Source organism: Collinsella sp. CLA-ER-H9, from assembly GCF_040092295.1.
Classification (GTDB): domain Bacteria; phylum Actinomycetota; class Coriobacteriia; order Coriobacteriales; family Coriobacteriaceae; genus Collinsella.
Genome location: NZ_JBBNLV010000003.1, coordinates 169,087 through 189,327, shown reverse-complemented (window position 1 = coordinate 189,327; position 20,241 = coordinate 169,087). Strand labels below are relative to the sequence as shown.

The following is a 20,241-nucleotide window of genomic DNA, read 5'->3' as shown; positions in this document are numbered from 1 at the left end:
AACAGGCTTACGCCAACTCATGGGCAAGCCACCTGAGACTATTCACTTTGCTTATCGTTGACAAAGACCTGTGGCCTGCGGTTTTGTGAACGGCTCGTAAGCCACCCGCGTCGACTCACTTACTGTTGAAGCTGGTGGCTTGCAGGCTCAAAGGCGGTTGAGTTTCAAAACGGGCGTTTTCGGCGATATCGAGCCTCCAAAGGCGGCTCTCCGTGCCCCTTGGGACAAAAATAAAAACTCAAAGCCCTGAGTTTGAAAAAAGTTTTTTGAGGTTGTCCCAACTTTTGTCCCCGAAGCCGACGAAACGCGACATCGCGTCATTCGGCGGCACGCGTTCCGTGTCGATGCCGAAAACTGGGTGTAACTGGAATGACGGGACGGCAGAACCGACGCCATCGAGTGGGAATAGTAAATAGCCCTTTGCGAGGGAGGTCGGAAACGGCCTCCCTCGTTTTTTATTTGCCTGCCATGGGTGCGTGTGTGCTGTGGTGTATGTGGTACATACAAGCCTGTCGTTCAATCTCTCAAGCTGTTTAGCTGGGATGATTGTTTGCTGGTACGTTTTAAAGTGCTTTCAATTACCGAAGCAACGCCATCAATTTATTTCTAATTAATGCTGACCAGCAGATTGCTTTCGCCCGCAAGAGGTCGCTCGGACTGGTACTCAAAATGTACTCACGACGTTTTGAGTATCGATTTGCTGGTACTCACAGACGGTAAAAACGGGTGTCAACCTCGATATATTCGTTATCCCCTTCGAATCGTCAACGAATACTGAAAAGTGATTGAGTGCTACATAGCTCAAAATTAGTCTACGTAATTACGTAATTACGTATTCTGCCGTAAAATGATTTCGGTCAATTAAGGAACGTAGAACAGGTCAATTCGGAGGGGCGACCATGGAGGAAGATCAGGCTGTTCATGCCGAAAAGGAGCTGGATAAGTTCACGCTCTCGATAACCCGTGAGGATAAGCGGGCTCTTAAGTCCTATGCCGCGCGCCAGGATAAGACGGTGGCTAAAGTCCTGCGCGAATGGATTGACGAGAAGTGTAAGGGGGAGAAGTGATGTCTCAGACGACGCAAGCAGTCGTTCAGAACCTTGTTGATCGCGCTGTCAAGCTGGGCGATCGTCAGCTCGCTGCCGACATCCGCGCCTTTGCGGCGCAGCGCCAGTTTGGGCTTGTATTTGAACACAACCGTCCAGAACGACTTCGCCTTTATGGCAAGCCTATCATGAAGGGCGATGTCGTACAGGTGCTTCCCGAGCGTGGTAAAAAAGAGGACTCTAACTCCCAACTGCTATGGTTGGTAAATACCGTTCGGGGGGGGGTTGCTGATCTAAAGCCATATCAATCGCCCTCATATGACGAAAACGAATGCGAGCCCCGCTCCGTTGCCGTCAACGATGTCGTGCCTGTTGCTGAATATGACCAGCCGATTTATGCTGGCCTCAAAGAGACTGGGCGTGTCGAGCGCGGTGGCGATAAGCCCTATCAAGTAGTCATTAACGGCGAAAACTACCATGCTCTTGAAGCCTTGGCCTTTGCCTATGCAGGCAAAGTGGACTGTATATATATTGACCCACCCTATAACACCGGTGCCCGCGACTGGAAATATAACAACGATTACGTCGACGGCTCCGACGCCTATCGTCACTCCAAATGGCTCGCCTTCATGGAGCGTCGCCTCAAGCTCGCCAAGCAGCTGCTCAATCCCAACGATTCCGTACTTATCGTCACAATCGATGAGAAAGAATACCTGAGACTGGGTTTGCTGCTGGAAAACGTATTTCCCGGAGAGCGAATTCAAATGATCAGCAGTGTTATTAACTCTGCCGGCGTATCACGCGGGGACTCTTTTTCCCGCAGCAATGAATACTTGTTTTTCGTCATGTTCGGATCCGCCGCACCGCGCAAACTTGTCTTGCCAGACGAATGGCACGGAAAAGTGAAGAATAAAAAACAAATTCTGACTTGGAATCAGCTCGCCAGAGCTGGCACCAATTCACGCCGCGTCGACAGGCCCAACCTTTTTTATCCCATCTATGTAGCGGAAGACGGCAGTCATATCGTTGAAATCGGAGAGCCCGTTGCCCCAGATACGCCGCGCGATAGCATACTCCCACTTCCGGGCACCCGCGTAATATGGCCAATAAAGGCGAATGGAGTCGAGGGCAATTGGCAAGTGAGCCCCGCCAAGCTGCGCTCTCTCTACAAACGCGGATTTGTGAAACTCGGAAAGCTAACAGAGAAAGGAATGCGTCTAACCTATCTCAAGGCTGGAGAGGTCAAAAAAATCGAATCTGGCGAGGTCGCTATTGTTGGTCGCCGAGCGGACGGTTCAGTAATACCGGATGAAAACGCTAGCGAGCAAGGATATATCCCTGGAAGTCAATGGGATATTCCCTCTCACAACGCAACGTACTACGGGTCGCGTTTACTCCTCTCAATGATGCCTGATCGCAAGTTTCCTTTCCCCAAATCTCTCTATGCTGTCGAAGACGCCATTCGTTTTTTCGTCGCAGACAAGCCTAATGCTCTTGTGGTTGACTTCTTTTCCGGCTCAGGCACAACGGCACATGCCGTCATGCGACTAAATAATCTAGACGAAGGCCATCGCAGGTCCATCAGCGTTACAAACAACGAAGTCTCCGATGAAGAAGCGAAAAGGTTAATTAAACGAGGTCTGCGCCAAGGCGATCCCGAGTGGGAAGCTCAGGGCATTTGCCAGTACATAACCAAGCCGCGTCTCACGGCGGCCATCACGGGCAAGACGCCCGCGGGTGACCCCATCAAGGGCGACTATAAATTTACGGACGAGTTCCCCATGGCCGACGGGTTCGAGGAGAACGCGGTCTTCTTCGACCTCACCTACGAGGACCCCGATGCCGTTGAGCTTGGTGTGGCGTTTGAGGAGATCGCACCTTTGTTGTGGCTGCGCGCCGGCGCCCGCGGACGCGTCATCGAGCATGAGGAGCCGGGCTACGCCATCTCCGACACCTATGCCGTGCTCTTCGATTTCGCCGCCGTCGGCGATTTTGTCAAGGCACTTAAGGGCAGTCCCGAGGTTGTCTGCGCGTTTGTGATCACCGACGATACGGCGCGCTTCGCTGGGGTCAGGGCCCAGCTCCCCGGACTCGACATGGTCCGTCTTTACGAGAACTATCTGCAATCATTCAAGATTGCCGCCGAGGATGCGGTGAGGTAAATATGAGGGTCGAACTTAAGGAATTCCAGGCCGGGGCTGTCGCTGCCTTGGCAAACAGGTTGCAGTCGATGCGTCGCCGCTATGAGCGGGACGGCGAACTGTCTTCGGTGTGCCTCGCATCTCCCACGGGCTCGGGCAAGACGGTCATGTGCGCGGCAGCCATCGAAGCGCTCTTCTTCGGAGACGACGATCTGGGCCTCATTCCCGACGAGAACGCCGTGGTCCTTTGGCTCTCTGATTCCCCGAGCCTGAACGAGCAGACGGGCGTGCGCTTCTCCAATGTGTCGGACAAGCTCGCAGACAGCGTTCTCGATAGGCGCCATCTGGTCACGATTACCAACGACTTCGGAGCCGCGCACGATATTCTCGAGCCCCGTCACGTTTATTTCCTCAGCAAGGACCTGCTCAGCAAGAATGGCCTGCTCACCAAAGGTGGTGAGGCCAATTCCGGGCGTATGTTCTGGGACATCCTTGACCGCACCATCAGGGACCCCGAGCGCAACCTCTACCTGTTCATCGACGAGGCACACCGCGGCTTGGGCGCCAATGCCTCGAGCGAGCGCGGCACGGCGACTATCTACGCAAACCTTATTGATGGGCTTGATGGCCGGGCCGCGATGCCCGTCGTCGTCGGGATTTCCGCCACACCGCAGAGGTTCGAGGCAGCCATGGACCAGCGCGCCGATCGCGTGCGTATGCCAAAGGTCGCTGTGACCCCTCGCGAGGTCCAGGAGTCAGGTCTGCTCAAGGACATCATCGAGTTGCGCGTACCAGAGAAGGACGACCCAGTCGAGCACCAGTATCTCACTATGGCGTGCGAGCGCTATGCCTTGGCCTGCCGCGAGTGGGACGAGTACTGTGCCCGCGAGGGCGAGAGTCCCGTCAACCCGCTGCTGCTCATCCAAGCGGCGGACAACGTGAGCAGCTCGGCCCTGGCTGAGATGTGCGACCAGATCACGGGCCTGGTCCCCGGCCTTTCCGAGGCGATGTCGTTCGCCAACGTCTTCGGCGAGCATAAGGACATCGCGGCGGGAAAATACCTCATCCCCTATGTCGAGCCCGAGTTCGTTCAGGACACCTCGCGCATTCGCGTGCTCTTCGCCAAGGAGGCTGTCTCCAACGGATGGGACTGCCCGCGAGCGGAAGTCATCTTCTCGCAGCGCAGGCGTTCGGACTCGACCTATATCGCGCAGCTCGTGGGACGTATGGTACGCACTCCACTTGCGCGGCGCATCGAATCCGATGATCTTTTGAACTCCGTCGCCTGCTACCTGCCCCAGTTCAATCCCGAGAGCACTCAGGACGTGGTCGACTACCTCATGGGCCGCAAGGACGACATGGGCGAGAGCTCCATTGGCAAGCAGAACATCGTTCTCAACCCCGTGACTATCACGGCGGCTGCGCCCAAGTCCGAAGCCGACTACCAACAGGAGCTCAAGGCGTACGAGGAGAACGAGAAGGCCATCGAGGCGGCGCGGCAGGCACAACCCGGCTACCAGGCGCCGCTTGCCGGCATCGCGATTCAGGAGCCGTTGGACATGCAGGGAACGCAGCCCTCGCTTGCCTCGGCGGTCAGGCCCGTCGACGTCCCGGCGCCAGAAGCGGAGCTGGCGCCTCAGCCCACAACGGGCAACTACGTTGCAGCGTCTGCCCCGCAGCAACCTGCGACACCTGAGCCAAGTTCCACACAGACCGAGCCGACCCAGCCCGTCTCGGTCGTAAAACCCGTGCCCATGGCAAAGCCCAAGCCGCCCACCAAACGCGAGCAGTCTTTCACGCATCAGGAGTGGCAAGGCATCCGCACAGCCTTCGATTCCATCCCCGTCCAGCGCATTCCGAAGAAGGCTAGAAACGAATTCCAGAGCCTGGTTAAGACGGCGACTCTGCTTGTCGAGACTGGCCTCGATGTCAATGCCGCGGCCGACGTGAAAAAACAGTTCGTCCAGAAGCTCAAGGGATACATCGTTGCTAACGAGGACGAGTACCGCGAAGCCAAACACGACGTAGAGGTTGCCGAGACCGTCAAGATCACGCTCGACAAGCTCAACGAGACTGAGGACCAGGAGCAGGAGGAAGCCCGCACGGACGCCGAGGGCCTCAGAAAGGCCGCCCGCGACGCCGACATACATTTCACTAAGGAGTTTGCGAATGAGTATCGTCGCGTCAACTTCAAGGAGCTTGGGCGCCCCGAGTGCGACCTGCGCCTTGCCGCAGCGGTGCGCACGCAGGCCATCGTTGATGCGCTCGAGGGCTGGGCGGCTCAATGCCGAAAGGAATACTTCGATAAGGTCGATGGATCTGGCGATTATGACTACCTTAACGACTCGGCAAAGCAGCGTTACGACGAGCTGGCCCGTGAAACCGAAGGCAAGCGCCTCACAAAGATAGAGTGGCCCACGTCTGCCAGCACGTCGGATGACTTCGCTAAGTATCCGTGCCATATCGTGCAGAAAGAGGACGGCCTCTGCCCGCTCGACCTGAACCCGGCGGAAGACTATATCGTTAGGAACGAATTGGCAAAGAATCGCACGGTTGCCTTCTATCGCAATCCGTCGGGCAGCATGTCTGCCAAGGCGTTTTCGATTCCGTACATGTCTTCGGTGGGACGCAAGGCCCTGCATCCAGACTTCCTCTTCTTCGTGAAGGACGGTGACGGGACAATCAAACCGTCGATCGTCGACCCGCACGGAGATTTCCTCAGTGACACGCTTGCCAAGCTCAGGGGGTACGTTGCCTATCTACGTGAGTATCCCGACGTGTTTAAGCAGGTGCTTTTCGTTGGGGACATGGGAGGGGGCGTATACAAGGTGCTTAACCTCTTGCGCGCCGATGTGCAGGATGCCGTTATGGGCTACAGCGATGTCGATTGCAAGGCGCTCTTCTATAGTTCGTATGCAAACGACTACCAATAGAAGATTGATTGGATACCGACTCCGAAGTGTGTTCAGTTTAGGGCTACACAAAACAACAAAGGAGGAAAACGAGGAATCAAGGCGGTCGATACGTCAATCGAATGGTTCACAGCTTATTGACGGCCATTTTTATAGCGATTTCTGCCCCTTTGACGAGCGTTTCAAGAGGGGGTATGCGCTTGCTTAGCAAGTGCTTCCTTTGTTGACGAGTCGGAGCATATTGCTTCGGGACATGCCGCTAGGAAGGATAAAGGATATGAATAAAGAAACAAAATTGGGCGACGGAGTCGCTAGTGAGGTAAAGGAAGAAATCAATCGCGAGTTGTCTTCGATGGCCAAGGCCCTCATTCGGATTTTGTTCGCATACCTTAACGATAAAGTTCAGGGCATTGATATTGATGATATTCTAGGAAAACTTAGCAAGAAAGACGAGGATGAGATTATCTCCCTATGGTCTTCTCAGCTCGTAGAAGAAGGCTTACTGCCAAGTGGATATGGCGGCTTGCCAAATGATTTACTTATTGAAAATTTGCACCAAACGGGTTATGTGGACGGTCTTTATAGCGGATATGTTCTTGCAATGATTTCGCTGATAGACAACAATGCGCCTCACGAGTTGATTGCTTCCGTAAAAGACGATCTTTTCCCTAAACCTATAGCATTGCGCTATAGAGATTGCCATGAGTTGGCCGCGCGCCTTGACGATGAGAAATATCGTTGGGTCAAATGCCCACCAAAGGATGATCCAGTTGATTAAAGATCTTGAATCGGCCTTTCAGTTTTATGCGTGGGGACCAAATGAGGACCAAATTCAGTTGAAGAAACGCCTGTTAATTTGTGGTGCAAATAACTGGACTACACTTCTACCTGCGGATCTTGTTATCGAGTGGGAATAGGAAATTCTTTGGTTATGGGGGTATAAAATAGATTCTCTTTAGGATAAACCCCCATGACTATATGAATTGACCTGCTGACTCCAATGAAGATTGGAGGGTAACTGCCAAGGGTGACGGCCCAGCGAGTGTTATTTTGCGAGCTATGCGCATTGAAAGCGACCTTTCGTGGTATAAACTACTTGCCGGAAGCCGCGGCTTTCAGAGTACGGCTTACGTGTACGTTTAACCTCCGTGGGCGACGGGGTGCCGCAAGGCGTAGAATATCGCCCACCTGTAGGGGCCTGCAGCGATGCGGGCCCCGCTTCGTATGAAGGGGGGCGTAACCGATGAAGATCGTATCCATCTCCCAGGACTTCTTCGACCTCGTCGAGGGCGACCGCGAGCTCATGCTTAAGCACAATCGCCCCTGCATCGTGGTGGCGAGGCTGCGTTTCCGCGGGAAGCGCAGGGACTTCGCCGTGCCGTTGCGTTCCAACATCGCTCCCAACGTGCCCAAAGACCAGTACTTTGCGCTGCCACCCCGCCCCACGACGCGCCCCCGCTGTCGCCACGGCATCCACTACATCAAGATGTTCCCCATAACCAAGTCCTACCAGCGCCGCTTCAGGACCGAGGGCTCGGCCTACTACGAGACGCTCCAGCGCATCATCGACGGCAACACCAAGCGCATTGTCTCCGAGTGCCAGGCGTACCTCGACCGCTACGAGCGCGAGGGAAGGCCTCGCTTTGCCGTCGACATCGACCGCATCGTGGGGCTGCTGGAGGGCGAGAAGTAGGGCACCTCGGCTCAGTCTCGAGCCATGCGGAGTCGCTCCGCATTTTTGAACGCCGCGCGCCCCAAATACTTGAGAAACAAGCTGTGAAGTGCGGTGACGCACCCGTGCCCGTGCATAGCCATCACCATCAGCGTCTACGCGGCGTCGGCTTCAAGTGGAACTGGCACCGCTGCTGTATATGGTTTGCCTTGCTGCAAATGGCGATCAATGCCCACGATGCTTCTGCTTGCGCTTCAGCTTTCGCTGCTCGAAGCGCGCCTCCGCCTCATCCGCGCGACGCTGGCTTCTTGCTTGAGCCGACTCCCGCTTCATCGCTTCCCGCTGTGCCGCGAGAGCTTGCTGCGCCTTGGTGCTCATCGCTGGCTGCTTGAGGGCTTTCGCCGCCTCGCGAGCACGCCGCTTGGGGTTCTTCGCGGGCTTGCTTGCCTCAGCCGGTTCGCCACCGAAGAATGAGAACTTCTCCCATTTGCTTGTAACGAATTGCAGAATCTCCTCATCGGACGGCTCCGCGCCGAAGACGAAGCGGGCGACGCCGTATCTGCCGTCCTCGACATGCTCCGCCAGCCCGACCCAGAATTGGCCGTCATGATATACGGTCAGGGTGGACGACACGCTGATCTGCATGGTTGGCTCCTCCTTTATGTAGATAACCATGCAGAGAAGGGACAACCAAGGAGGCAGGTTACTGATGCGGACATCCGCACGCCCACGACTACCCGACGGGGACTGTGTTTTCATCTCTGATGGCCGCATTGTAGCACGCGTGAATGCGCCCGGCATCGCTGCTGACATGGCGCGACTGGGAATTGCTCCTCGATGCGTCCCTGTGCATATTGTCTTCTCGGTTTCGAAACTTTAAAAAAATTCAAGTTTCGAAACCGAGGAGGACCGAATGATGGCTTGGGTAGACCGCAATACGTAGGAAGTTTCGCCATCGCCTATGCTGAACACGAGGTCGTCTTCCTCCAATCCGATCAGGCTGACCGAGCAATCAGCACCTGGATCGACATCCCCTGCGCATGAACCCGCTTATGCGTACAAACGAGGGCTACAAGGGCATGACCGCGCAGGAAGCGCTTGGGGTAGCGAACGGGGCCGAGCATCGCCCTGCGCCGGCCTTGGCATCAGGCCCTCGCACTGGGCGGTAATCCGAGGATCGGGAGTAAGGATTTGCCCAGCATCGATAGTGCTCAGCTATACCCTTATTCCGTCTCCCTGCTCTTGCGGTATTCCGCGAGCCTGTCGTTCAATTCGCGGGTCTCGCGGCTCAGCTTGGCGTTGAAAGCAAGAGTGAGGACCGCCAGGATGGCGAGATAGACAACCGTGAAGGTAACCCACGCCCCGGGGTTGTCCGCGGAAACCCAAGCAAAGACAAACGCCAATGCACAGAGGGCTGCGTAGAGGCAAACGCTGAACAGCACCAGGCGCGCGGGATACGCCATCCGTCTGATCACCGCAGGCGTGAAGAACACGAACTGCAGCGCGGGGACGATGACGCACGCGGCGAGAATCGACCAGCAATAGTTAATGCCCTGTTTGGCGGTGTCATCAGCGAAACAAGTCCCTAATGCCAAGAAGGCTATCATGGCAACAGTGAAGCCGATACAGGTGCTTTTCACGAGTTGTCCGAGGTTTTCCACGGGCGTCTTTTTATCGGTGTCGATAATGTCCCTGTTAATCATTTCAGTCTCCCTTCCTTCGTTTCGACTACTTCAGGCCGAGCTTCGATTTGACGTCGGGCGCATACTGGCGCGAGATAACGACCTGCTCACCGTTTTCCAAGGTGGCGATGATCCTGCCGTTGACGTCGGGCTTGAGGGCGGTGATTGCGCGGAAGTTGACGATGCAACCTTTCGCGATGCGCAGGAAGTCGCAGTCCGCCAGGCGCTCCTCCATCTCGTAAAGGCGTAGCCCCGTCTCGAGAACCGTGTCGGCCGTATAAATGAACGTGTGCTTGTCGACCGACTCGATGAACAGGACGTCTTCTGCGCTCAGCACGCGCGTGCAGCCGTCGGCCGTGCCCGTCACCTTCCTGTCAAGCATGCACAGCCGAGCCGCTATATCAAGCACGCGGCGATCGGCCCTTACGCAGACGATCGTGACTTCTATATCTTGAGCCGCTTCTCGCTCTTCGATTGTGATCTTCATGCGTCCTCCCTTCGGATTGCTTTCATGCTAGCTGACGAAGATAGCTGAACCTTCGGCGTTTAACCAAGCTGCGCTGTCGAGGAACCAAGATGCAGACTGGGCGAGCTGAACAGCAAGAGAGACCGCAGTCACGCACCCTCAGATCGAGCCCGAAACAGCAATCCTTGCCGCTCATGAACACCGGTACGTGAAACGCTATGCTCAAGAGCACTTAGCTCGAAACCCATCGCATGTAGCTATCGAATCCGGGACGCTGTCCGTTTGGCCGTGCACGACGACGAGCGTACAATAGGTGAATACCAACAAGAACCTGCCTTCCATGCCAACTCCGCCACCTGACGTGATGGACGATCCGATTGCTCTTCTGGATTGGCTTGAGAAGAACGCTGACGGAATTACTGAGCAGGACTCCGAGGGCACTGCATTTCTTCATGTTGTCCCTATCGGTAAACCCTGCCCCCAGTTGGAAGCCATCTTGGACATATCGGCCTTGGAGACGGTGTTGTGACTCATATTAGCCTGTCTTCGCTCGACGGAGTCGGCGTTTACGTTAGCGCCGAGTTCGGGAGCACATTGAGGTCATTCGCATTTCCCCATGCATTTGAAAGTGGAACCGTTGAACTCTTGGGTGAATAAGCCGCCTGCGACGATTCTTTCGGTCATCGCTCTTGCACATCCCTTCTGATCTGCGGGAACGTAAGACGGTAAAGCCACTGGCCACGATTCACTTCGCTAGGCAAGCGCCAAAGAGGGAAAACAACCGTTTTGGCATCCCTTTTGAGCGGTTCCGGACCTCAAAGCCTTGCCGCTTTTGTCCCCGGGACAAAAATGAAACTGTGGGCTTGCGGTTTCGAAATAGTTTGCGAATTTGTCCCAGGGTTTGTCCCAAACGCGTACGCGAGGACGCACGGAGGGATTCGGCGGCAAGGTGGACAAAACCGACAGCCAAACTAGACCCAATTGGAATGGCGCCGCGAAAAACGAGCGTGAAAGAGTGGGAATAGAACAGACGTTCGATTCTATGTTATAATATCCGGCAATGGGCGCGGCGTCTTCCGAAGCCGCGCCCATTGCTATATTTGGTCGGATATCGACGGAACCCCAAGCTCAGGGAGGTTTGTTGCGATGGCATACGATTTCAAGAAGGAGTTCAGGGAGCTCTACAGGCCGTCGGGCAAGCCGGACGTCGTAACCGTTCCGCCTATGAGCTACGTTGCCGTGCGGGGCAAGGGCGATCCCAATGCCGAAGGCGGCGAGTACCAGAACGCGTTGCCGCTGCTCTACGGCGTCGCATATGCCATCAAGATGTCGAAGAAGGGTCCGCGGGAAATCGAGGGCTATTTCGACTTCGTCGTGCTGCCACTCGAGGGCTTCTGGTGGCAAGACCGCGCCGATGGCGGGATCGATTACGCGCGGAAGGACGACTTCAACTTCATCTCGTGCATCCGTCTGCCCGATTTCGTCACTCGCGAGGACTTCGACTGGGCCGTTTCGGAAGCCGCCGCCAAAAAGAAGCTAGATTTCTCGGCGGTCGAGCTGCTAAGGGTCGACGAGGGCCTTTGCGTTCAATGCATGCACACCGGGCCTTACGACGGCGAGCCGGCGACCATAGAGGCCATGCGAACATTTGCAGCGGAACAGAGCTATGCCCCCGACTTCTCCGAATCCCGCCTCCATCACGAGATTTACCTCTCCGACCCGCGCAAGTGCGCGCCGGAGAAGCTCAAGACCGTGATCCGTCATCCCATCAAGCCGATTTAGCGAAACGAGCGATGCCGCGCGCTCCGAGTGCTCGCAATTGCGGGCCGGCGACAATTGCACAGGTTGTCCAGTCTTCCGGCGCGCATTTGCCCGGACCGATGGCGCATCGCCTTCTCAGTTTCGAAACTATAAAACTATTCGAGTTTCGAAACCGAGAAGGAGCGAATGATGACTTGGGTAGACCGCAATGCATACATGGAGCGGCTTTGGGCACTCGAAGGCAGCTGAAACATCAAAGTGATCACGGGGATGCGCCGCTCCGGCAAGTCCGAGCTCATGAAGGCGTTCTCGTCTTCTGTTGCTCGGAAGTTGCCGTGCCCTTTGAGATAGAGGCTAAAACTCAAAGCCCTGAGTTTAGCTTTGTACGAGAGCGATAACAAAACCGCTAGCGACCGTGGTGGGTAAATGCGATGATATCAGCCGGGCCTGTCTTCCTGATTCACGCCTTTGTTGAGTCAACAGAAAACAACTAACGAGGAGGAGCCTATGATTGGGCAAATCTATCATGTCGGATTGACCGTCAGCGACCTGGACCGTTCCGTGACGTTTTATCGGGATGTGCTGGGCCTTCGGTATCAGGGGGAGATCCTGATGGAAGGAAAAGAGACAGAGGCAATATTCCAGCGGGAAAACTGCAAGGCCCGGGTTGCTTATCTGAACGGCTCGGATCAGCTGCATATGCCGCCGGTGGAGCTCATCCAGTTCGTGAATGATGATGTCCAGCGCATCCCCATGGACCTCTTCACCACCTCCATTTCGGAGCTTTGCTTCTATACGGAGGATGCCGACAGGGCCTATCAAAAACTGGTGGAGCAGGGTGTGGAGTGCCTTTCCTCTCCCCAGGAATTTGATTTTAGGCAGGAGGGCTTTGGCCGGAGCAAGGCCTTCTACCTCCGGGACCCAGATGGAATCATATTGGAGATCATGCAGCCGCTGGAGAACTGATCTTCTGTTCTGGCGCGGATCGCGTCCTGTGTCGGGATGCGATCCGCGCGATTGATGCCGTGCCGGATGTGCCTATCCGTCCGGTCGGGAAGACAACATAGATATGCTTCCTATTTGGACTTTTGATATGCGCATAGCCCATGGTGGGCGTTCTGTCGGCGATGGTGGTGATGATGGTTAGTCGCTCGGTTTATCCCAGTGCCACGTCCAGCGCCATCATGATGCCGAAGCCCATAGCAAAGGCAAGCGTGCCAAGGTTGGAATGCTTGCCTTGGGACATTTCCGGAATCAGCTCCTCCACTACCACATAAAGCATTGCACCTGCGGCAAAGCTCAGCAAATACGGGAGGGCCGGGACGATTAGCCCTGCGCCAAGAATGGTCAGCACAGCCCCGATTGGCTCTACGATGCCGGAAAGCACACCGCCAACAAACGCCCGTCCCTTGCTCTCGCCCTCTGCCCGGAGCGGCATGGAGATGATGGCCCCCTCCGGAAAATTTTGAATGGCAATGCCAATGGACAGCGCCAGAGCGCCGGTTGCCGTGATTTGCGCGCTGCCAGAGAGGGCCCCCGCGTAGACGACCCCTACGGCCATTCCCTCCGGGATGTTGTGAAGCGTCACAGCCAGCACCATCATGGTCGTCTTTTTGAGCTGACTTTTCGGTCCCTCTGCCTGGTTGCTTTTTGCATGGAGGTGGGGAATCAGGTGATCCAGTCCCAGCAGGAACAGAATGCCGATCCAGAATCCGACAAACGCCGGAACAAACGACAGCTTTCCCATCCACGCAGCCTGTTCCATCGCAGGAATCAGCAGACTCCACACAGAGGCCGCTACCATCACACCGGCGGCAAAACCGGTCAAAATGCGCTGCAGGACATCGCTGAGCTGTTTGCGCATAAAGAATACACAGGCCGCGCCCAGCGCTGTACCGAGAAAGGGGATCAGGATGCCGTAAACGGTTTGGCTCATGTAGTTGGCCGCCATTCTCATATCCGTTTCTTTTTGTACCCGCAGTCGCAGTAGGGCCCGCCGGAGGCCAGGGTATACTCGCGCACAAAATCCGTCACGCCGCCCGCTTCGCTCATGGTGTAGTCCAAATGGCACATGGCGGGTGTCAGGTCATAAAGTCCCAGCTCTTTCATCAGTGTGCAGATGCCGCACTTTGTAAAGCGCCCCTCATAGCCGCTGCCGTCCGGGTACTCGATGAAGTCCATATTCCACGAATACGGGTTGCGGTCGGCGGCTTTCAGAGTGGCAGTGGCCTTCATTCCGGCAATATCCTTGGGCGTGAACTTTGACTTGCCACTTTGGCGGCAGAACCATTTCATCAGCAGCGTCATCTGAGCTTTCTCATAGTAGTCGGTAAGGCTTTCCACATCGGGACGGCGCGGCATGGAGAGGACAAACGCCCCCAGCATGGCGCAGCCAATGATGTTCATGCTGAACCGATCACCCTTTTCAAATTCGGGCAGCTTTGCGATGATCTCACGGTACTTCGGCTTGGCCTTTTCCGTGATCTTACGTGCGATGTCCGGGTCGTAGCCCAGCACCGCCGTCAGCTGCGCTTGAAAGGACTTCGCAAAGACTGCCCACATGGCCATGGGCATTCCCATCCAACGCATCTCACTTCGCTCCTTTCCATTCTGCCAGAGTCCGGTTCATCCGCTTCTCAATGTCTTTCCGGGTCTGGCTGCACTCCTTGGAATACTTTTTTGCCGTCTGAAACGCCAGCTTTACAAACAGGCCGGAGCCAACCGGCAGCATGATTTTCAGCATTCCCTCCGGAAAGACGAAGTGGGTGCCGTGAGCGCAAAGCCATTTTGCGGCCGAGCGGGCAAGCCGATCCTCCGGATCATCCCCGATCATGGCGATCACCGCGCAGCTCGAATCATCGGCGCACGGCCAATACGCGCCGTAGAAGCCGGAGGTCTCCACATCAAAGTGCAGGTGCTTCATTGCTTCCCTTCAAATCCGATCTTTACGATCTGCATGTCCATCATCCGGTCGCCAATTTTGGCAAGAAAGCGGAACAGACCACTGACCGACGGGTCTTTCAGGTCGTGGTAGCCCAACATATACTCCCGGCTGGAAATACGCATATTCTCGCCCCACGGCGCAAGCTCACGCTCCGCGTCCGAAACGGCGAAGTATGCGCCCGCATCCTTGATTTCCGCATCTTTCAGCCACGTCTTCAGCATCAGTTTCACCGCCTTTTCGTTGGCAGCGTCAAAGACAAGCACGCTGCCCGGAAAAGCGTCTGCCATGGCCTGTGCCAGTGTCATCACCTGGTCTTTCAGAAAATAGTAGAACACACCGGACGCAAAGAACACCGCACCGCCGGAGGCGTCGATTCTTTCAAACCACGACGGATCGTTCAGGTCACAGGGAATGTTCGCTTCCCGCTCTCTGGCGGGAAGAAGCTCATTCCGGATTGCGATAACATTCGGAAAGTCCAGATTGTAGATCCTGCATTTGCCGTTGTCACAGGCACGGCCGGTGCAGTCCAACCCGCAGCCCAGATTGACCACCGCTGCCGTGGGGTGCGTTTTCAGATAGTGTCGCACCTCATAGGCAAGGTCGTTCTGCCGCATGGCGACCTCAAGCGCGCCGAAGCGTTGTAACAGGCTGGAGGACTTTTGCTCCAAGGCGGAAAAATCATAATCCAACGCGCTCACAAGTTGCCGCACCGCCTCGTCCTGGTACAAACTTGGGTAAAGCTCTGAGCATTTTTTTCGCGCATACAGCGGAATGATCAGCGTTTCCTGCACCGTGTTCTTTTCAATTTTATAGCGCACAGTCATCCTCCTGTATCACCCCACACCCTAAGGTGCTCGTCCGCAAGCAGCGCCTTCTCAGTGTTGATGGTGTTTTCTCCCCGTCATACACAGCCAGCTTTTCGTCTTATGAATCTGGATGTCATTAAATCCGGCCTGCTCCAAATATGCCTTCAGCTCGGTATCTTTATAGATGGTCATGCCGCCAATGATATCCGTCCACTTTTTGTCTCTGTTTGTATCCCCGTTGCTTTCATTGCAGATCAGGAACGTCCCACCGGGCTTCAGTACCCTGTAGACTTCCTGAAAGCACTTTGGCAGATCCTGCCAGAAATAGACCGTTTCGAAGGCTGTGACCACATCAAAGGACGCATCCGCAAAATCCATTTGTGCCACACTGCCCTGACACACGGCGCAGCGTCCGTCCCGAATGGCGCGCTGATTTAGTTTTCGGGCCTTCTCCACGCTGATTTCGGAATAATCAATGCCCTCGACAATCCCTTGTGGGCAGTTCTTCAGCAATCTCTTGATGTTTGCCCCGCCGCCGCAGCCGCAGTCCAGCACTTTGGTATCCGGTGAGAGATGAAGGAATTTAAGTCCCCATGTTGCCACAGGTGCATGCCCAAGATTCATCATGGAAACCATGATTCTGCCACCAAGGCCTACAGGCTTGCGGGTATTTTCGAAGAATGACATTTTTGCGTCACTCCTTTTCCAGAGTGATGATTTTATTGGAAATATTCCGCACGGCAGGCAGCTTGTCCAGTAGCTTATAGATTGGTGAAAACGCCGCCATGCCCTCCGTCAGGCGATCCAGCACAATGGTGCGGGCAATAACTCCGCTGTACATGGCGGCATCCTTGTCGGCAAGGGAAAAATCGTAGTCCAGCTTCTCAATGATTCCCGCCGCTTTCGCATCGTGAATGGCGCCGCGTCCCCGACTCTCTTTTGCTCTTGCATAAACGGTTTGCAGCATGGTCTCCGGCACACCGGAGAGCCTGATCTTTTCTTTCATGTCATAGTTCCTTTGATTTCACGCACTCTGCGTAAGCCAACGGGAACGAGGCTTTCAGCACGGTGCTTTTCTGTACCGTCCAGCCGTTTTCCCGCAGAAATGCAAGATATTCTTCGTTCGTCCACTTGCTGTGCAGCGGAAAGCCCGCCAATTTCATGAAAAATGCTTTGACCTTTCCGAAGATGGCGTTATCCGCATGGGTGAAGGTCGGCGCAACCAGGACGCCGCCGTCCCTCAGCACGCGACGAATTTCAGAGAGAGCTTTCTTTGGCTCCGGCACGATGTGCAGGACATTGGCCACAATGATCACGTCAAAGCTACCATCCGCATAGGGGAGGTGAAACATATCCTGCACGGAGAAATGCAGCTTGGCGGATCGGTTGCACCGCCGCGCTTCCGCGATCATCTCCGGCGATGCGTCCGTAGCCTCGATATGATTGGCGCTGCTTACGATATTTTTAGCGATCGAGCCTGTGCCGGTGGCCAACTCCAGCACCGATTTGTGCTGTTCCACAGGGCGCAGCAGCTCGTACAACCGTTCGTAAGCCGCTGCGTCCTTGCGCATGAAGCAGTCGTACCGCCCGGCGTTTTTATCCCAAAAATCTTGACTGTTCCTCATGATTTCATCCTCACAACGACATGTTAACTCTTTCTAACTCATCTGACTCGAGTTGTCTGTCAACATTTGAAGATTGGAGGGTAACGGCCAGGGGTGACGGCCCAGCGAGTGTTATTTCGCGAGCTATGCGCATTGAAGGCGATCTTTCCTGGTATAACATGGTCATCGCCATCCGGTGCCTATCGACGTGGAGCTGTAACGCGCCCACTCATCGAGCCCAAGAGCACCACCGAATTACCCTTTTGCATTCCTAACCAAAGGACCCCGTGTCGAAGCCCCTTGAGCATAGGGCGGCATTATCGAGCGTGAGCGTTTTCGTAGGCCTCTTTGATATCTTCCGGCAAGCCGTCGGGAATCAGCGCCTTCAGCTCAGTCTCGCTGTTGCCCTGATTCAGCTGCTCGTAGTACCAGCATTTGAACTTCAGCATGTCCAGTGCGCGGTTCATGTTCGCGATCTCCGATTCCATGTGGGCCTTCCGCTCCTCAAACATGGCCTTGCGTTTGGGGTATGTCGATGAGCCCTCCGCACACCATTCCATGAACTTCCGGATGTCCTTGATCTCCATCCCCGCAATCTTGAGGCATTCGATGACCCGAAGCGCCTCGAGTTCCGTATCGCCGAATCGGCGAATGCCGGACGTTCGCTCCAATCCCGGGAACAATCCCTGCTTGTCGTAATACCGCAGCGTTGAGGCGGGCAAACCGAACATCTCCGACACCTGTCCGATGGTGTACATGGCTCCTCCGAAAAGTTTTCGAATTCATTCCTTGACCTAAAGTCAAGTTTAAGTATTACCTTCATTCTCGTCAATAAAACAGAGAGTGCGAGGGGTTCCGTAATGCGGAAACTGTTTTGCGCCTAAACCCATCGACAGGAGGAAATCGATCATGGCAATTAAACAGACAGCGGGCAGGGATGCCCTGGGGGAGTTCGCCCCCAAGTTCGCACAGCTCAATGACGATGTGCTGTTTGGCGAGGTGTGGAGCCATGAGGGCGAGATCTCCCTTCGAGACCGTAGCGTGGTGACGGTGGTGGCTCTAATGGCGCAGGGGCTGACGGGCTCTTCGTTCCAATACCATCTGATGTCCGCAAAGAGCAATGGTGTGACGAGGACGGAGATAGCGGAAATCCTTACGCATGCAGCGTTTTACGCAGGATGGCCCAAGGCGTGGGCGGCCTTTCGCATGGCGAAGGAGGTCTGGGCGGATGACGATGCCGCCGATGCAAAAGCCGAGCACCAAAACGAGATGGCCTTTCCCATCGGTGCCCCCAACGACGCATTCGCGAAGTGCTTTATCAGGCAAAGCTACCTCGCGCCTCTTTCAACCGAGCAGGTTGGCGTCTACAACGTGACGTTCGAGCCCGGCTGCCGTAACAACTGGCATATCCATCACGCCAAAAGCGGCGGCGGGCAGATTCTCATCTGTGTGGCTGGTCGAGGGTTTTACCAGGAATGGGGCAAATCGGCACAGGAGCTGCGTCCCGGCGACGTGGTCAACATCGCCCCGGGGGTGAAGCATTGGCACGGAGCCGCGCCCGAGAGCTGGTTCTCCCATCTTGCGCTGGAGGTTCCGGGTGAGGAGACCTCCAACGAGTGGTTGGAGCCCGTGGACGACGAACAATACCTTAAAGCGACTGACAAGGAGGCTTAAATACCTTCGTCGTCCGTGCCGCCGAGAGCAGGGTGCCCAAGTCGGCCTGAATCGCCTCTGCCTTGCTTCCAAGCTGCAGCGGAGCCGAGTCGCCCGAGATGTTTACGCTCAGCAGGTGCGCATCCGGCAGCTTCGCGGTCATGCTCCAGAACGGGAGCGTGATGATGCCGGGGGTCATCTCGCCTACGCCGAGCTCCAGCAACAGCACGCGGCGATCGCTGCGCTCGCGCACGAAGCGCTCGTATCGTCCGAGGCTCTCGCGCCATACCGCACCCTGCAGAAACGTGTCGTCGCGCACCCACGGCACGAGCTGCCAGCCGCAATGCGGGCATCGGGGGACGTCCCCGCTGCGGACCTCGAACCCCGCCATGCCCGCGAGCATGCGCTCGACGTAGGGGCTCGCCTCGAAGAGCTCGTCGCAGCATGGCTGCTTGCATTGAAGGTGCGCGAAGCTTCCCTGATAGTTGCAGATCCTCTCGGTGGGAAACGTCTTCTCGACTTGGGTGTCCACATTGGTGCTCAGGATGAAGTAGTCCTTATGGCCGATGAGGGACCGTAGGTCGAGATAGGGCTGCGAGGCCAGCTCGCGCAGCATGAAGTCGATGTATCGCGCGTAGTAGGCCCATTGCTGCTCGAGGCTGGGGTAGAGGTGGTAGAAGCCGTCGAAAAGGCTCTTGAAGCCAAAGGCTTGCTGCCAGTCCGCCATTCCTGCGCGCGCCATGCCCGCGCGGTTGTAATGGTTGAACCCGGCGGCGCTCGACATGCCCGAGCCGATGCCGACGATGATGGCGTCGGCATCGTCGATAAGGCTTCGAAGCCTACGCGCTTCTCTTTCTAGGGGTGGCATCGGGCGATCTCCTCGAAAGCCGGGGCCATATCGCCGTCAACGAGAATCGTCTCGCACGAAGCGTCGGGCGCCATGGCCTGGCCGTAGTTGAACACGATGTAGGTGGCGTGCTCGCAGGCGTTCGCGATCTGGGCGAGCATGCGCTTTATGACGCCGTTGTGCAGTCCCACGCCAAGTTCGAGGATGGCGACCCTGCCGTTGCGATGGGCTTGCACAAGACGCGCGAGCTCGTCGAGCTGGGTCATGGCGAGGGCGTCTGGATGGGCGAGGCGCCGCTCGTCAACCGACGTGCGCGTGCTCCCCTCAGTCTCGAGCACGCGCTCCTCGTCGAACCCGGCGCGCGCGAAGTGCCCGTCGATGTTGCATGTGACCACGAAGGTGTCGGCGTGCTCCGTAAGACGCCGCAGCCCGTTCATGAGCGAGCCGGGCTCATATTCGAGATACTCCTTTTGATGGAACCGCTCGGCCCATCGGCGTCGCACGCTGGCATCCGGGGAAGCGAGCCCCTGCAGTATGCAGCCGATGCCGTCTGCCTGGGCGAGGTCCCCGTACGCCTCTTGGAAATGAGCATCGGCGCAGAAAAGGTTGAGCCCCTCCGCCATGTCGAGTCCGTTGCTAGCGCCGATGATGACAAGATCCGCTTCGGCTAGCGCCCTGCCTATGCGAACTGCTTTCGCCGTCTCCAT

Annotated in this window: 22 protein-coding genes; 9 read left to right on the top strand and 13 right to left on the bottom strand. The window is 56.1% G+C overall.

Translation table 11 applies throughout. The features are described 5' to 3' along the window. The first annotated feature begins 899 nt into the window (after positions 1 to 899). From AAAX73_RS03765 to AAAX73_RS03745, 5 genes are all read left to right on the top strand, one after another. Complete coding sequence (locus tag AAAX73_RS03765) at positions 900 to 1,067, top strand: hypothetical protein (protein WP_156058432.1); 168 nt, start codon at positions 900 to 902, stop codon at positions 1,065 to 1,067. Then, positions 1,067 to 3,208 (top strand): DNA methyltransferase, encoded by a 2,142-nt coding sequence (locus AAAX73_RS03760; RefSeq protein WP_349125058.1) that lies wholly within the window; start codon positions 1,067 to 1,069, stop codon positions 3,206 to 3,208. The genes AAAX73_RS03765 and AAAX73_RS03760 overlap by 1 nt, the downstream gene beginning before the upstream one ends. A gap of 2 nt (positions 3,209 to 3,210) precedes the next feature. Further along, positions 3,211 to 6,120 (top strand): DEAD/DEAH box helicase family protein, encoded by a 2,910-nt coding sequence (locus AAAX73_RS03755; RefSeq protein WP_117840686.1) that lies wholly within the window; start codon positions 3,211 to 3,213, stop codon positions 6,118 to 6,120. Between the two features lie 256 nt (positions 6,121 to 6,376). After that, positions 6,377 to 6,877 carry a hypothetical protein gene (locus tag AAAX73_RS03750; RefSeq protein WP_117840684.1) on the top strand — a complete coding sequence of 167 codons (501 nt, stop codon included), beginning with the start codon at positions 6,377 to 6,379 and terminating at the stop codon, positions 6,875 to 6,877. A gap of 465 nt (positions 6,878 to 7,342) precedes the next feature. Then, on the top strand, positions 7,343 to 7,792 hold the full coding sequence (locus AAAX73_RS03745) for a hypothetical protein (protein ID WP_117840683.1): 450 nt from the start codon (positions 7,343 to 7,345) through the stop codon (positions 7,790 to 7,792). Positions 7,793 to 7,996: 204 nt separating this feature from the next. On the opposite strand, the gene AAAX73_RS03740 is transcribed toward AAAX73_RS03745, so the two are convergent. The 3 genes from AAAX73_RS03740 to AAAX73_RS03730 all read right to left on the bottom strand — a co-directional run bounded on the left by AAAX73_RS03740 (position 7,997) and on the right by AAAX73_RS03730 (position 9,940). Beyond that, the gene (locus AAAX73_RS03740; RefSeq protein WP_117840681.1) at positions 7,997 to 8,416 is read right to left on the bottom strand and encodes a YjdF family protein; all 420 of its coding nucleotides are present in this window, start codon (positions 8,414 to 8,416) and stop codon (positions 7,997 to 7,999) included. Between the two features lie 578 nt (positions 8,417 to 8,994). Further along, positions 8,995 to 9,474 carry a DUF3021 family protein gene (locus AAAX73_RS03735; protein ID WP_349125057.1) on the bottom strand — a complete coding sequence of 160 codons (480 nt, stop codon included), beginning with the start codon at positions 9,472 to 9,474 and terminating at the stop codon, positions 8,995 to 8,997. A gap of 25 nt (positions 9,475 to 9,499) precedes the next feature. Further along, positions 9,500 to 9,940 carry a LytTR family DNA-binding domain-containing protein gene (locus tag AAAX73_RS03730; RefSeq protein ID WP_349125056.1) on the bottom strand — a complete coding sequence of 147 codons (441 nt, stop codon included), beginning with the start codon at positions 9,938 to 9,940 and terminating at the stop codon, positions 9,500 to 9,502. A gap of 292 nt (positions 9,941 to 10,232) precedes the next feature. Between AAAX73_RS03730 and AAAX73_RS03725 the strand changes: the two genes are divergently transcribed. From AAAX73_RS03725 to AAAX73_RS03715, 3 genes are all read left to right on the top strand, one after another. Further along, complete coding sequence (locus AAAX73_RS03725) at positions 10,233 to 10,448, top strand: hypothetical protein (RefSeq protein WP_349125055.1); 216 nt, start codon at positions 10,233 to 10,235, stop codon at positions 10,446 to 10,448. A gap of 617 nt (positions 10,449 to 11,065) precedes the next feature. Beyond that, a complete protein-coding gene (locus tag AAAX73_RS03720) occupies positions 11,066 to 11,701 on the top strand; it encodes a GyrI-like domain-containing protein (RefSeq protein WP_349125054.1) in 636 nt (211 codons plus the stop codon). A 486-nt stretch (positions 11,702 to 12,187) separates the two neighbouring features. Continuing rightward, complete coding sequence (locus AAAX73_RS03715) at positions 12,188 to 12,646, top strand: VOC family protein (RefSeq protein ID WP_349125053.1); 459 nt, start codon at positions 12,188 to 12,190, stop codon at positions 12,644 to 12,646. A 190-nt stretch (positions 12,647 to 12,836) separates the two neighbouring features. On the opposite strand, the gene AAAX73_RS03710 is transcribed toward AAAX73_RS03715, so the two are convergent. From AAAX73_RS03710 to AAAX73_RS03675, 8 genes are all read right to left on the bottom strand, one after another. Continuing rightward, positions 12,837 to 13,631, bottom strand: coding sequence for a ZIP family metal transporter (locus tag AAAX73_RS03710; protein ID WP_349125052.1), 795 nt, complete (start codon positions 13,629 to 13,631; stop codon positions 12,837 to 12,839). A gap of 2 nt (positions 13,632 to 13,633) precedes the next feature. Continuing rightward, positions 13,634 to 14,248, bottom strand: a complete 615-nt coding sequence (locus tag AAAX73_RS03705) for an L-2-amino-thiazoline-4-carboxylic acid hydrolase (RefSeq protein ID WP_349125051.1) — start codon at positions 14,246 to 14,248, stop codon at positions 13,634 to 13,636. A 22-nt stretch (positions 14,249 to 14,270) separates the two neighbouring features. Then, positions 14,271 to 14,603 carry a hypothetical protein gene (locus AAAX73_RS03700; protein ID WP_349125050.1) on the bottom strand — a complete coding sequence of 111 codons (333 nt, stop codon included), beginning with the start codon at positions 14,601 to 14,603 and terminating at the stop codon, positions 14,271 to 14,273. Further along, positions 14,600 to 15,442: a class I SAM-dependent methyltransferase gene (locus AAAX73_RS03695; protein WP_349125049.1), complete on the bottom strand. Its 843-nt coding sequence runs from the start codon at positions 15,440 to 15,442 to the stop codon at positions 14,600 to 14,602. Before AAAX73_RS03695 ends, AAAX73_RS03700 begins: the two co-directional genes overlap by 4 nt. A 57-nt stretch (positions 15,443 to 15,499) precedes the next feature. Further along, positions 15,500 to 16,117 (bottom strand): class I SAM-dependent methyltransferase, encoded by a 618-nt coding sequence (locus tag AAAX73_RS03690; protein WP_349125048.1) that lies wholly within the window; start codon positions 16,115 to 16,117, stop codon positions 15,500 to 15,502. 7 nt (positions 16,118 to 16,124) lie between these two features. Beyond that, positions 16,125 to 16,436 (bottom strand): hypothetical protein, encoded by a 312-nt coding sequence (locus AAAX73_RS03685; protein ID WP_349125047.1) that lies wholly within the window; start codon positions 16,434 to 16,436, stop codon positions 16,125 to 16,127. Position 16,437: 1 nt separating this feature from the next. Further along, positions 16,438 to 17,055, bottom strand: a complete 618-nt coding sequence (locus AAAX73_RS03680) for a class I SAM-dependent methyltransferase (protein WP_349125046.1) — start codon at positions 17,053 to 17,055, stop codon at positions 16,438 to 16,440. Positions 17,056 to 17,351: 296 nt separating this feature from the next. Beyond that, positions 17,352 to 17,792 carry a MerR family transcriptional regulator gene (locus AAAX73_RS03675; protein ID WP_349125045.1) on the bottom strand — a complete coding sequence of 147 codons (441 nt, stop codon included), beginning with the start codon at positions 17,790 to 17,792 and terminating at the stop codon, positions 17,352 to 17,354. Between the two features lie 151 nt (positions 17,793 to 17,943). Here AAAX73_RS03675 and AAAX73_RS03670 point away from each other — a divergent pair, with 151 nt between their 5' ends. Then, complete coding sequence (locus tag AAAX73_RS03670; protein WP_349125044.1) at positions 17,944 to 18,708, top strand: carboxymuconolactone decarboxylase family protein; 765 nt, start codon at positions 17,944 to 17,946, stop codon at positions 18,706 to 18,708. Here the strand turns inward: AAAX73_RS03670 and AAAX73_RS03665 are convergent. Continuing rightward, positions 18,683 to 19,555: a hypothetical protein gene (locus AAAX73_RS03665; RefSeq protein ID WP_349125043.1), complete on the bottom strand. Its 873-nt coding sequence runs from the start codon at positions 19,553 to 19,555 to the stop codon at positions 18,683 to 18,685. The two genes, AAAX73_RS03670 and AAAX73_RS03665, sit on opposite strands and share 26 nt — an antisense overlap. Then, the gene (locus AAAX73_RS03660; protein ID WP_349125042.1) at positions 19,543 to 20,241 is read right to left on the bottom strand and encodes a hypothetical protein; all 699 of its coding nucleotides are present in this window, start codon (positions 20,239 to 20,241) and stop codon (positions 19,543 to 19,545) included. Before AAAX73_RS03660 ends, AAAX73_RS03665 begins: the two co-directional genes overlap by 13 nt.